This window comes from Sphingobacterium thalpophilum (assembly GCF_901482695.1).
In the GTDB taxonomy this organism is placed as follows: Bacteria; Bacteroidota; Bacteroidia; order Sphingobacteriales; family Sphingobacteriaceae; genus Sphingobacterium; species Sphingobacterium thalpophilum.
The window spans coordinates 4412000-4424580 of sequence record NZ_LR590484.1; the positions used below are offsets into that span (position 1 = coordinate 4412000).

General features: G+C 34.1%; 11 protein-coding genes. 7 read left to right on the forward strand and 4 right to left on the reverse strand.

Translation table 11 applies throughout. The annotated features are described in order from the left end of the window. Positions 1-157: 157 nt before the first annotated feature. From FGL37_RS18415 to FGL37_RS18430, 4 genes are read right to left on the reverse strand one after another with little or no spacing between them, the layout of a single operon-like run. The gene (locus FGL37_RS18415) at positions 158-850 is read right to left on the reverse strand and encodes a class I SAM-dependent methyltransferase (protein ID WP_081817982.1); all 693 of its coding nucleotides are present in this window, start codon (positions 848-850) and stop codon (positions 158-160) included. Next, the gene (locus FGL37_RS18420) at positions 825-1985 is read right to left on the reverse strand and encodes a pyridoxal phosphate-dependent aminotransferase (RefSeq protein WP_028071655.1); all 1161 of its coding nucleotides are present in this window, start codon (positions 1983-1985) and stop codon (positions 825-827) included. The genes FGL37_RS18415 and FGL37_RS18420 overlap by 26 nt, the downstream gene beginning before the upstream one ends. Further along, a complete protein-coding gene (locus tag FGL37_RS18425) occupies positions 1982-2725 on the reverse strand; it encodes a phosphocholine cytidylyltransferase family protein (protein WP_028071656.1) in 744 nt (247 codons plus the stop codon). The genes FGL37_RS18420 and FGL37_RS18425 overlap by 4 nt, the downstream gene beginning before the upstream one ends. A gap of 14 nt (positions 2726-2739) precedes the next feature. Continuing rightward, complete coding sequence (locus FGL37_RS18430) at positions 2740-3444, reverse strand: LicD family protein (protein WP_051607264.1); 705 nt, start codon at positions 3442-3444, stop codon at positions 2740-2742. Between the two features lie 579 nt (positions 3445-4023). On the opposite strand from FGL37_RS18430, the gene FGL37_RS18435 reads away from it, so the two are divergent. The 7 genes from FGL37_RS18435 to FGL37_RS18465 all read left to right on the forward strand — a co-directional run bounded on the left by FGL37_RS18435 (position 4024) and on the right by FGL37_RS18465 (position 12536). Further along, complete coding sequence (locus FGL37_RS18435; RefSeq protein WP_028071658.1) at positions 4024-4644, forward strand: lanthionine synthetase LanC family protein; 621 nt, start codon at positions 4024-4026, stop codon at positions 4642-4644. After that, positions 4644-5912, forward strand: coding sequence for a glycosyltransferase (locus FGL37_RS18440; protein ID WP_028071659.1), 1269 nt, complete (start codon positions 4644-4646; stop codon positions 5910-5912). Before FGL37_RS18435 ends, FGL37_RS18440 begins: the two co-directional genes overlap by 1 nt. Positions 5913-5922: 10 nt before the next feature. After that, positions 5923-6168: a TIGR04149 family rSAM-modified RiPP gene (locus FGL37_RS18445; protein WP_028071660.1), complete on the forward strand. Its 246-nt coding sequence runs from the start codon at positions 5923-5925 to the stop codon at positions 6166-6168. Positions 6169-6297: 129 nt separating this feature from the next. Then, entirely contained in the window at positions 6298-7074 is a 777-nt protein-coding gene (locus FGL37_RS18450; protein ID WP_051607265.1) for a CPBP family intramembrane glutamic endopeptidase, read from the forward strand. Positions 7075-7157: 83 nt separating this feature from the next. Further along, positions 7158-9341 carry a peptidase domain-containing ABC transporter gene (locus tag FGL37_RS18455; RefSeq protein WP_028071661.1) on the forward strand — a complete coding sequence of 728 codons (2184 nt, stop codon included), beginning with the start codon at positions 7158-7160 and terminating at the stop codon, positions 9339-9341. Positions 9342-9379: 38 nt separating this feature from the next. Continuing rightward, on the forward strand, positions 9380-10474 hold the full coding sequence (locus tag FGL37_RS18460; protein WP_037534209.1) for a quinone oxidoreductase family protein: 1095 nt from the start codon (positions 9380-9382) through the stop codon (positions 10472-10474). Next, entirely contained in the window at positions 10467-12536 is a 2070-nt protein-coding gene (locus FGL37_RS18465; RefSeq protein ID WP_081817983.1) for a lantibiotic dehydratase family protein, read from the forward strand. The genes FGL37_RS18460 and FGL37_RS18465 overlap by 8 nt, the downstream gene beginning before the upstream one ends. The last annotated feature ends 45 nt before the right edge of the window (positions 12537-12581 follow it).

Genomic DNA, 12581 nt, shown 5'->3' on the forward strand with positions numbered 1-12581 from the left:
TCTAGGCCTATTGTCAACAACCATTCCTGGCAGCATATAGATAGCTGATCTCTGCCTTTATAAATTTCACATAGAACCTTTAAACAATCTATATTTCAATTTTATCCAAAACAGGAATTTCACAAAAAACGAAAAAAACAAATATTAATATTGGCCTTTATATTTTAATGATCACATTAAATCTATATTTAAGGCTTTCATAATAGTTCCCCGGAGTTTGAAATATTTCAATCTCTTTACCCAATTCCTTGGCCAATGATATCCACCAAGATTTGCTATAATAAAGATGTTCTAAGCCCTCATAGTTCTTTATGTATTCTGCCCCATTTAATTGTAAGCGGAACTCTTCAGTGGCTTTCTTTTGCGATAAATCTGGAATATCAAAAATTCCAACATTTTTTCTAGCTTTGGTGACCATGGATCTAACTACCTTTTCTGCGTACCCCAAGTCGGAAAAATAAAGAAAAACTCCGTATGAGAGGACATGGTCAAATTTGTCTGTGGTATTTATATCTATTGCTTCTCCTATCTCCCATTTGGCTTTAGGCATAAATTTAGATGCTAATTCAATGAGTCTTTTTGAATAGTCAAGCCCATGAACTGAAATGTCTTTGAGATACCAATTGTACAGAAATGCTCCCGCACCACATCCAATTTCAAAAATGCTATCTTTTTTTTCGACGGAAAGTTTGGAATCGATAAATGCATGTATTTTATTTAAATCATTTACTGTTAATGAAGATTGTGCTGTATTAAAGCCATCGGCTTTTATCACATCCATAAGGGTAATTAATTGAGTGGGAATTGGTCTTTCAGACCATATTTTACGCCAATTTAAGGTATTCTCCATTTGTAATATACTTAGATGTTATTATTTCATTTAATGCATTAAAAATCTTAGAATTTTCTTCACGGGTCAGGGATGCTATGCGCAAAAACTCTCCATCGAGTCCCATCCTATTTTCCATTAATCTAACATAAATGTTATGATCCCACAAAAGGTGGGAAAATAACTCTTCTGAGCCTTCGCTGAATTCGATTAAAAAAAAACTTGATTCACTTGGGTATACTTTGAAAGATGAAAAACTGGACAGTTGTGTCGAAAACTCATCCCGTGCGTTTAAATATGTCTGGAAAGATCTCTTGTATTCATCTACAAAGCTCTTATCTGTTAATAACTTACTGAATTCTACGGCTAATCCATTAGAATTCCATAAGAAGCCTTTTTTCAGAGCTTTGATTTTGATATTTTCCGGCAAAACCGCATAACCTAGCCTTATCCCAGCTATTCCAAATTCTTTTGACAAAGATCTTATAACAATAATGTTCGAAAAATTTAAAGAATAAGATTCAATGCTCTCTGTTTTTTTAGAAAATTCGACGAAACTCTCATCAATTATTAATAATTGTGTGTCAGTCATCGATTGATGAATTTTCACTAAATTATCAAGGCTGATTGAACTTCCGGTAGGATTATTTGGATTGACAATACAGATTATGTCGATGTGGTTTTTCTTTATTTTGTATATAAAATCGTCAATATCTAGACAAAAATCCGCATTCTTGTCCAATATATGATATATGAGATTATTATGGCCACAGGTCAGATCATAGTATGTTGAAAACACAGGCATGGGCAATAAGATATTTTTATTTTCGAAGCTATTTAAAAAGTACTCAATGATTTCAATTGCACCATTACCCACAAGTACATTTTGCAAAGGAAGATTCCTATACTCTGCTATATTACTGGCGACAACAGAATTTTGAGGAGGGTAATATTTAATTGCTTTTCTAAAGTCAATAGAAGAGAGAAATTTATAGGATAATTCAAATGCATACGGATTACATAAATAACATGCATCTATTATTTTCTTTTCAACACCTACTATCCGCTGTATTTCATTGATCGAAGGAGAATGATTGCCATTGTTTCTTTTTAAGGACTTGTACTTGCTTAAAAGCTCTGCTGTGCGACTTTTCATATGTGGGCTAAGTTTAGTTTAGGGTAAATATCTGTTATCACAGTTTTGAGCTGAATATCATCGTCAATTTCTCCCCAAACGTAATCTCTGATAAAGAAAGACTCGTATTTGGCGTCAATGGATTCAAATGCATAATCATACTCATGGCGTTCCCTTATCCCAACATTATATTTGGACTCACAGTATTCAATCAATTTTTCTATATCATCTCTTTGCGTTTTTACTATGCCTATATGTTCCAAATATTCATTTTTAACCGGGGCCACATAGTGCATATTCTTCGAAATTCTCCTTAGTTTATTTTGAGCATCAATTTCTACATAACATGCGTCATGCCTATCCTGCCTTACATTTGTAGTGAAAATACTATTTGTCGTAGTGTTTTGTATAAACTCTATAAATTCATCAGCGTTATATATTATATCCGCATCCATTATGACAATATCATCTTGCTTTTCTATTGAATTCAATCCAACGTATAGTGAATAAAGGGAACCGTAGTCTTCATATTTTGGATTGTATATTGTACGTATATTTGCAGTGGTTCTGAAATTTTGAAAATAGTTTTTATAGTGTTCCTGTTTGTAGCCAATGACTAAATATATTTCCTCAATTCCAGCGCTTATTAAGGCATCAATTGAATACGCTATCAGTGGCTTTCCGTAAATATTTAGCAGGCCTTTGGGACGATTAAGATTTAGGCGGCTTCCCAGACCCGCTGCGAGAATTATTGCTATCATATATTATATTTGTGTTAATTTGACACATTATCTGAGGTATAATGTTTGCATGGAATTGTCGGACAGACCTCCGATAGTGGCTTTCTTTTTTCTTCTGGAGGAAGCTCTTGGTAATCGCCATAGCATCGTTTCAAATAGGAATCAAATCCTTTCGGAACTGGTATTTCTGTGTCTGCAAATGGCCAATACTCGATGTGATCTAACTCATCGGGTAAAAAATGGACTTCGGATGCATTTAAGAGTCTCTCGTGATTATTCACGAAAAAGTTATTTTCAGTATCAAAGAAATAAACATATAGATCTATATTTATACCATTGTGGCTCAACGGATGTATAACAGGGCAACCGCTACTCAATTTATCTCTAAGTTTTCCATGTACCAGCAAACTTTCAACTTGATAAAATTTGTCTGTTTCATTGGATTGGAAAAAAATATCGTTAGGTAGCTCTGTCACTCCCAATGATTTAAACTTCTGAAAATCACTGGCCAAAATACCAATATCAATATCTGTGTCCCAAGGAATTATATTCCCCTCCCTAATTGTGCCTAAAAGTGTTCCATAGTCTGCCCAGTAAGTGATCTCATGTTTGTCGCATATCTGAGCAAATATTTTTAACATTCGAGTTAATACAAAATGTGTTTGTTGCAGTACATCGTCGAAAAGCAGCCTTGTATCTGGAAAATCATACAAACCGAGATCTTTCTTCTTTATAACCATCTGAAAATCTTATTAATATATTCTATATTTTGCTTAATGCAACCTGTTAATTAGCTTTTATAACTTCATTTTTTATTAGGGAAGAGTTTCCACTTGTTCTGTTGATCAATTCTTGTCGTCCAACGAAGTGTTAACATCTTTTCTGAATATCTTTTGACGTCCATGAACTTAACATAAACCCGCGATAGCGAGTATCTTCTATACCTATTCCCATCCACTCTTTGAGATATTGGAGGATATAGTTTTTTATGATTTTTCTATCCGCAAAAAGTTCAAAGCCTAAAATGTCAAAGATATTCCCGTTTGATATTGCATATTCCATTTTTTGGAACGTCTTTAAGTTGTTTTTTATTCTTTTGCAGCAACAATTCACTTTTTAAATTTAACAATATTACTTTATATATTAAAAATAATTTAAACTACACAAAAGTGTAATTCTTTTAATATATTTTACGAAATATTTTATTTATAATTGCACATAACTTCAGATATCGAGGTTATTTCGATTTAGAGAAGGGTTTTTTATAGTATATTTTTCTTAATTATTTATTAATATTAATTTAATATGAAATTAACTTTATGAAAATAGAAAAGATAATTGAAAAATTGCTGCTTGATAGCACCACAATGGATGACATGAGTCTTTTTCATGGCAAAATGGGGATTGCTATTGCCTTGTATCATTATAGTCGAAGATATAATGATTTCTTTGTGAGCCAATATTGTGACGAGATAATTGAACAAATATATGATAAGAAGAATTTAGAAGAGGATCTGTCATTCGAAAATGGACTGGCCGGAATTGCCTGGGGCATATGTTATTTATTAGAACAGGAATTTTTGGAAGCAGACTCCCTTCAAGATGTTTTAGAAGACATTGATCGAGCATTTTTAAAATATTCCTATCAACGATTTGAAGATAAAAGTTTAAAAACCGGTCTAGAAGGAATCTATGTTTATATTCAGTCAAGACATAAGCTGGCCGAAAAATACAATGAACCTGCATTTTTCTCACAGGAAATTATTGCAGAGATTCAGGGATCAAGAGGTCTTGAAGTAAGTGAAAAAAGCCAGCAGGAAAAATTATTCTCTATTGAGTATTTTCTTTCAGAAAATTTAGACCCATCGAATACAAATATTTCAAAATTAGGGCTTGACAAAGGTTATTCCGCTTACGTACTTGAAAATTCACTAATGTAATGAAACACATCTATTTATTCACTTTTCAGAAATTAGGGTTAGATCAAGGAATCAAAAGATATATTGACGAATTATCTTATGCAATTAGCGTTGTTAATAATTTTAAAGTAACAATTGTAACGTTTTATAGTGACAACGCGACCCTTCTCCCTTATGAAGAGAATGGTATCAGGCACATACATGTACCAATGCCCCAGCAACAAGAGAATAGCAGGAAATTTGTGTATTACGATCTAAAGCTTTACAATATTGCTTGTGCAAAAATATTAGAAAAACACATTGACCCCAATGAGCAAAATATTTTTCATTTAAACTATAATCAACATAGTCTCATAATTGATCATTTGAGAAAAATATCCCCTTCGGCGAAAATTGTTTTTACCATACATTTTATGAGATGGGTGACAGCTGTAGATCATGATGAAAACAGGTTCAAAGGAATAATTACCCACAACGACCTTAGTACGCTTACTCCAAAAGAGTTGCTTTGCATTGACGATTTCAATTCCCTTAAACAGATATGCAATAACGTAGATAAGATTATTTGCCTCTCTACATATACATATTATTTATTAACCTCAATTTATAACATAGATACTAATAAGATTGCTATGGTAAAGAATGGGGTTAAAGATGCTCCTCCAGTAAATCATACTCAGCTATCAACAACTTTACAGGAGAGTCCCCTATTAGAGAAGTCGCCCAAAGTCCTGATTTATTCTGGCAGAATTGAAGAAAACAAGGGCTTCCATATTCTATTGCACGCCTTGCATAAGGTCATCAAAAAAAATAAGAATGTGATACTCATCGTAGCGGGAACAGGCGATCAAGCCAAATTTATGAAGCTGGCCAACAAGTGTCTTGGATATATATATTTTGTAGGCGAAGTTAATCACGAAGAGTTGAATAATCTGTATGGTATAGCTGACATCGGAGTCCACCCGTCATTAAATGAGCAATGTAGTTTTTCTGTTTTAGAAATGATGCGAAATGGGCTGCCAATTATTGGTTTTGATTTATCTGGTATGAAGGATATCATTACTACCGGAAATAATGGAACAAAAATAAATGTTAAAAAAGGAGTAACAATTACCGACCAGATTCTCGAAATGGTTGATGATTTAGCAATTGCTATCCTAGAATATTTAGAGAATCCCCAATTAATCAAAGAGAGAGGAACTTATGCTAGAGAACGTTATTTGAAAGAGTATAGTTCTCAGGTATTCGAATCAAACATGGCTTATACGTATAGCAATTTAATAATTTAAACAATTCGTTATGAAAAAAATCAAAAAAATCAAATTGGAAAAAGAAACAATCGTTAACTTAAATGATAACGACATGTTACAGTTAAAAGGTGGTAGCGTATCTGAATGGATATCGACGTACGTATCGGAAAAGATTATAGAATATACCGCTAGTATGACAGCATCCATTCTGAAGGAAAACACATTCTGGGTAGGTTGTACAACAGATCCGAGGTATTCAAAAGCACCTGGCCAACCTGGGTGTGTACCTGCTTAAATGCTATTTATTAACATCTTTAATCCCCCTGTTTTCAAGGGGGATATATTATTATGATATATTAGTGTCGAAATCGTTTTACACATAATCTATTATGATGGTATAATTCAATAGTAAAAGACTTTTTTTATGAGATTTCCAAATTTGTTTCAATCACTTTGTTCCCTGATATTCTTTTTTGTCCTCCAAATTATATGCAAGAGCATTATAAAGCTACCGCAATATGGAACTCTCAAAGATTTAATAAGCTATCTAATCCCAGCTTTAATAACACTTGGCAGTTTAGCATTAATGAATAGAAAAGAAGTCATCAGCATTGATTCAATAACTATTAAAAAAGTAAGGTTAGACGACTTGGTTTTAAGTGTTGGTATTGCCATATTCTGCCTCTTTACTCCTCTTTTGAACCAATTCTCTCACTTCAATAAAGAGATCGTCAATCAAACATATGAATCTGTTTTGGAAGTACCTGTTGATATATTTGTTTTTTTCAGTATGGTTATTTTTGCTCCTATATTTGAAGAGATATTTTTTCGAGGAATTATCTTTAGTGGGCTTCAAAAAAATTATTCGACGATATGGGCACTTATTATATCGTCATTATTATTTGGAGTATTACACGTCAATATTATTAACTCTTTTATTTTAGGGCTTTTCTGGGCATGGCTTTATTATAAGACAAATAACATTACTCTTTGTGTTATTTCTCATTCAATTTGCAATTTTTTAGGCTTTCTATTAAGGGCATATGTTCAGGATGGAAAAGATACTTTAGGCCTTGATGGTGGTAAAGACCACTCAATAATTATTTCTATTATCATGTTAATAATTGCTGGTTTATTGTTTTTTGTTCTATCAAAAAGGCTAAAAAAGAGAATTGAAGAGGAAACGGTTCATACAATTTGAAAGAAGGGCCCTTCTGCTCCTGCTTGTTATAAAAATATATTGCTATTCATAATTTACAATCTGGAATAAATATCACTTAGTTAATGGCGAAAAAATTCCCGCATTATAGACAGGTTGATGAGATGGACTGCGGAGCCACTTGTTTACGTATTATTTTCAAATATTATGGAAAAAATATACCAATACAAAAAATAAGACGGCTTTGTCAAACCACTAACACAGGGGTGACACTTCTGGGGCTAAGTAGAGCCGCAGAGAGTCTGGGGCTGAGATCATCTGGTATTAAAACTTCACTCGAACATATCAAAAAAATTGACTTGCCCTGCATTTTACATTGGAATCAAAACCACTTTGTAGTGTTATATAGGATTAAAGGTGATAAATATTACATTTCCGATCCTGCACTGGGTTTACCTATTGTCAACGTACGAGAAATGAAAGAAAAGTGGCTTGGTTCTCAAACAGAGAAATTGGGAGCGTTGCTCTTACTAAGCCCAACGTCTGATTTCCATCAATTTGCGGAAAATGACAATAAAAAGCTTCAATGGTCAAAAATATTTAGATATTTTTCAAAGTACCGTTCTTTGATCACACAGCTTATCTTAGGATTGCTTTTAGGTACGGTTATTTTGTTAGTCACTCCTTTTTTAACACAATCTGTAGTAGATGTAGGCATACATACCAAAAACCTTAAATTCATTAACCTGATCCTGATTGCACAATTGATGTTGTTCATTGGTCAGATTTCAGTGGCCTTTCTTCGTTCATGGATCTTATTGCACATCACTACACGGGTTAATATTTCGATTCTAACGGATTTGTTGATCAAATTGATGAGACTTCCTGTTCAATTTTTTGATTTGAAGACTCATGGCGATATTATGCAACGTCTCGTCGATCAACAACGTCTTGAGTCTTTTTTAACAGGCACAACACTCAATACGATATTCTCATTAGTCAATATTTTAATTTTCGGGGTCGTTCTGGCAATATATCATAAAATTATATTTATAGTTTTCCTAATCTCAACGATCCTTTACGTTCTGTGGATCTGGATCTTTATGAATCCACGTAGGATTTTGGACGAACAAAGGTTTCAGATCGCAGCAGAAAATCAAACTTATACAGTGGAGATGATTCAAAGTATAAGAGATATTAAGCTTAACAACGCCGAAAAGCAAAAACGTTGGAAATGGGAAGCTCTCCAAGCTAGACTCTTTAATTTCAAGGTTAGAAGCCTTACACTATCCCAATATCAAACAATAGGTTCGATGGCAATTAATCAGGCAAAAGGGATCTTGATAACCTATATTAGTGCCAAAGCCGTGATAGACGGAGAAATAACATTGGGCAGCATGATGGCTATTCAGTACATCGTGGGAATGGCATCTCAACCTGTTGAGTCTATCTTAGGTTTCATGGGGGCTTATCAAGATGCTAAGATAAGCTTGGAACGTCTCGACGAAATTTATAATGCCGAGGAGGAGGAAGCCATAAATAAAGAATATTTAAATGAATTACCCAAAAGTAAAACTATTGAAATAAAGGATCTAACATTTGGGTATTTCGGGGCGGTCGGCAAGCCTCTGTTTCGAAATCTTAATTTAGTTTTTCCTGAAAGCAAAACAACAGCAATTGTTGGCGCCAGTGGAAGTGGTAAAACCACTATTCTCAAGTTATTGTTAAGATTTTACAATAATGAAGCTGGCGAAATATTAATCGGCGGAAAGAAACTGGACCGGATCAACTTCTTTACCTGGCGTGACCGCTGTGGTAGTGTTATGCAAGAAAATTACCTGTACGCTGATACAATAGAAAATAATATTGCTGTCGGTGAGGATTATCCCGATCGGAGTCGGATCGAACAGGCGATAGAAATTGCCAATTTAACTGACTTCATTGATGAGCAGCCCTTCGGACTAGATACAAAAATAGGTACTGCCGGCAAAGGGGTCAGTCAAGGACAGCGTCAAAGGCTAATGATAGCACGCGCTGTTTACAAAAACCCCGATTATCTCTTTTTAGACGAGGCAACAAACGCGCTGGATTCGGAAAATGAAAGCCAGATCATGGATAAATTAAATACATTTTATACTGGAAGAACTGTAATCATCGTAGCACATAGACTTAGTACTGTGAAAAATGCCGACAATATCATTGTCCTGAACAACGGAGAGATAGTAGAGCAAGGAAATCATGAAGAATTAACTGCCTTACGTGGCTTTTATTTTAATCTCGTGAAAAACCAACTCGAATTGGGAGGATAGTTAGGTTTAAAATAGAAACTTAAAAAATATTAAAAGAAATGGAAACATTAGCAGTTTGTAGCCCCAATTTTAAACACAGCAAAAGTTGTATCAAGTTCTTTGAAACAAAAATTTCCGGGCAGGAGGTTTCATTTGGTTTTATTAAAACCATAGATCCACCAAAATTAGGTGACGGAGACGAGAAAATGGTCATTTTCAAAATATTAGCTTTTTCTGCTAATTATCGCGATAAATCTGCTATTCTATCTTTTAAGGATACCTGTAAAGAAAAAATGGATCAAGAAGCATACTATTACTATCCATTTGGATCTGATTTTGTCTGCGAAGTAATAATGACTGGGTCAGGTGTACCTGAACTGAGACCTGGGGATAGGGTAATTTGCGATGGTTCGTATCCATTTAAGATAGATGGTTCATTTGGAGGGCTTCCCACAAATTGTGCTTCCCAACGATACCAAAAATTACCTTACGCATATCTGAAAAAAATCTCTGACACTATACCAACCGAGGTAGCTGCTGCTTTTACTATATCTGGCCAAACAGCCTATAGCATTGTCAGAAAGCTCGATCCCAGAAAAGGACAGACTATTCTAGTTACCGCAGGTTCATCAAATACCTCTTTAGCTGTTATCAACGCATTAAGGAAGTATGATGTAGATATATTTGCTCTTTCTCAACGCTCAGATATTAAAGAAAAGTTGATAGAGCAAGGCGTTAAGGAAGTCTATTCCTTGGATGATTTATTGAACCCAGAAATTATCAATGTTAAATTTGATGCTGTAGTGGATCCATTCTATGATCTGCATTTGGCCCGGACTGTACGTTTGATAAAAAACGGCGGGAAATATATTAGCTGTGGCATGTACCAACAAAACAAATACTACGATAAAATATCCAGCCCCGAAGATAATTTGTCAGCTATTTTTAATCACTGTATTATAAATAATATCTCATTAATTGGAAACTGTTTGGGAAATTCTGACGATTTGCAGAATGCTTTATCAGACTATGAAAGTGGGGTGTTCAATATCGTTATAGATTCTGTATATAAAATTCAAGAAGCCGAAAAATTCGTTGCAAAAACCTTTCATAATGAACCGAGATTTGGAAAAGTAGTTTTCAGTTATGTCTAAATATTATTCTCATTTTTCAAGTTTTGTCATGCGGACACCCTCACTTCCTTTTCAGGATATTAACATTCTTGAAAAAATAGCCTTGTCCATATTTGATGGCAAAATAACTCCATTTATTATGGAAGCGATATTCGTAGCATCCACTCCGCTTCATCAAGAGCTTACTAAACTCATAGAGAGTCAAAACACCAACAGTGTATCAAAAAAAAGTGACAAAGTGCTGGAAGCCTTTTTTAAATATTTGGTAAGGATGTCTTCTCGAAGTACTCCATTCGGCCTTTTTTCATCATGTTCGGTCGGCAAAATAGATGAGAAAACATCACTTATTGTCGATGCAGCATTACGAAGAAAAACGCAAATTGATACAAAGGTCCTTTTTAATTTCTATAATGAATTAAACTCCAGGAACGACATACGGGAAAACACAAAATATTATTCCAATAATACAATATATCAGATTGGTAATAAGTATCGTTACATTGATCGGCAAATAAAGCCGGAAAAGACACTTTTTTCCATATCATCTGTAAAGAAATATCCAATTTTGGAGCATTTACTTTCGCTGAGTAAAAATGGTTTGTGTTTTAAGGATTCGATATCTATACTCGAAAAATTGGATTATAGTGCAGCAGAAGCAAAAGAATTTGTCAATGATTTGATTGACGCCAATTTGTTGGTAAGTGAATTAGATGTGATGCTCTCAATGAACCCTGGAGATACAAATGAATTGATATCTTCTGACATAATCAAGAGCTTCGACAGGTCGATATCTGATGGGGTAAACTATATAAAACAATCACTCAATGAACTCGATTCTAATGATTATAACGATATAGCCACGTATGAAAGGGTTTATCGCCAAATTGCAGGTATTTCAAACTCAACTCAATCTTATGATTCTATTTTACAGGTAGATTTATCAAGGAAAGCAGAAAAGCTCTGCTTGGGTAAAGAAATACTTCGCGAGTTAGAGGATGTCATTGATTTTTATATAGAAAATTCTACATTTTATCCAAAGCCTCCAATGGAAGAATTCAAAAAGGCATTTTTTGAACGTTACGAATATAGGGAAATGCCATTATCTTTAGTTTTAGATCCTGATATTGGATTGGGGTACCCGCTTAATTACGGACAATCAGACAATCCTCAAAAATTGATTAAGACATTAGAAGCACTTATTAAGCAAAATTATAAAAATGAACCTACTGAGTCGATTAGTGATGTCTTAAAGGGGAAATTGCTCGATACATCACAACGCCAGATAACGTTAGACAACATAAAGCAAAAAAAGAGTGATAAACGACATCTTCCAGATACCTTATATATCTTTTTCCAAATAATAAAAAACGAGGGCGCTAAGCCATTACTTTATGTAAAAGGAATTGGCGCCGGAGGAGCTAATTTACTATCTCGTTTTACTCATCTGGATTCAGGTATAGCTACGTTAGTAAAGGAAATAACAGACAAAGAGGCTGAAATGAACAGCAGTGCGATAGTCGCAGAAATTATTCATCTTCCACCTAATGCTAGGGTAGGTAATATTTTGAGACGAGGACATATAAGATCGTATGAAATTGGCTATTTCACTAGAACCAACGTTAAAAACGATTTTCAAATACCAGTCTCTGATATAATGTTGTCAATAAAAGATAACGAATTGTTCTTACGGTCCAAAAAGCATGATAAACAAATTATCCCAAAATTAACAACCGCACATAATTTTTATAATGATACACTTCCAGTTTACAAATTTCTATGCGATTTTCAAAATAGAAGTACGTTTGGCGGTTTTGAATTGAATTTCGGTGAAATAAAAAACTTGTCTGATTCTCTCCCAAGGGTATGTTTAGGTTCGACTATTTTATCGTTAGCTACATGGAAAGTCAGACATGAAGAACTAGCAGAATTACAAATAAGTAAAAATCGAGCTTCTTTAATTGAAGAGTGGCGGGCCAAGAGAAATATTCCACTGGAAGTTTTGTTATCACAAGGAGATAACGAACTCCTCATAAACTTTTCGAGTAAAATCAGTGTTGATTTATTCCTTTCCGAATTATTATAGTACTCCCCAAAAACTGGACAACTGCGTAAATGTTTAAATTAGCAG

Excerpts from the sequence above, each read along its gene's own strand:
- FGL37_RS18435 (WP_028071658.1), top strand. The coding sequence starts at position 4,024 with ATGAAAATAGAAAAGATAATTGAAAAATTGCTGCTTGATAGCACCACA.
- FGL37_RS18460 (WP_037534209.1), top strand. The coding sequence starts at position 9,380 with ATGGAAACATTAGCAGTTTGTAGCCCCAATTTTAAACACAGCAAAAGT.
- FGL37_RS18440 (WP_028071659.1), top strand. The coding sequence starts at position 4,644 with ATGAAACACATCTATTTATTCACTTTTCAGAAATTAGGGTTAGATCAA.
- FGL37_RS18450 (WP_051607265.1), top strand. The coding sequence starts at position 6,298 with ATGAGATTTCCAAATTTGTTTCAATCACTTTGTTCCCTGATATTCTTT.
- FGL37_RS18425 (WP_028071656.1), bottom strand. The coding sequence starts at position 2,725 with ATGATAGCAATAATTCTCGCAGCGGGTCTGGGAAGCCGCCTAAATCTT.
- FGL37_RS18430 (WP_051607264.1), bottom strand. The coding sequence starts at position 3,444 with ATGGTTATAAAGAAGAAAGATCTCGGTTTGTATGATTTTCCAGATACA.
- FGL37_RS18465 (WP_081817983.1), top strand. The coding sequence starts at position 10,467 with ATGTCTAAATATTATTCTCATTTTTCAAGTTTTGTCATGCGGACACCC.
- FGL37_RS18420 (WP_028071655.1), bottom strand. The coding sequence starts at position 1,985 with ATGAAAAGTCGCACAGCAGAGCTTTTAAGCAAGTACAAGTCCTTAAAA.
- FGL37_RS18445 (WP_028071660.1), top strand. The coding sequence starts at position 5,923 with ATGAAAAAAATCAAAAAAATCAAATTGGAAAAAGAAACAATCGTTAAC.
- FGL37_RS18455 (WP_028071661.1), top strand. The coding sequence starts at position 7,158 with ATGGCGAAAAAATTCCCGCATTATAGACAGGTTGATGAGATGGACTGC.
- FGL37_RS18415 (WP_081817982.1), bottom strand. The coding sequence starts at position 850 with ATGGAGAATACCTTAAATTGGCGTAAAATATGGTCTGAAAGACCAATT.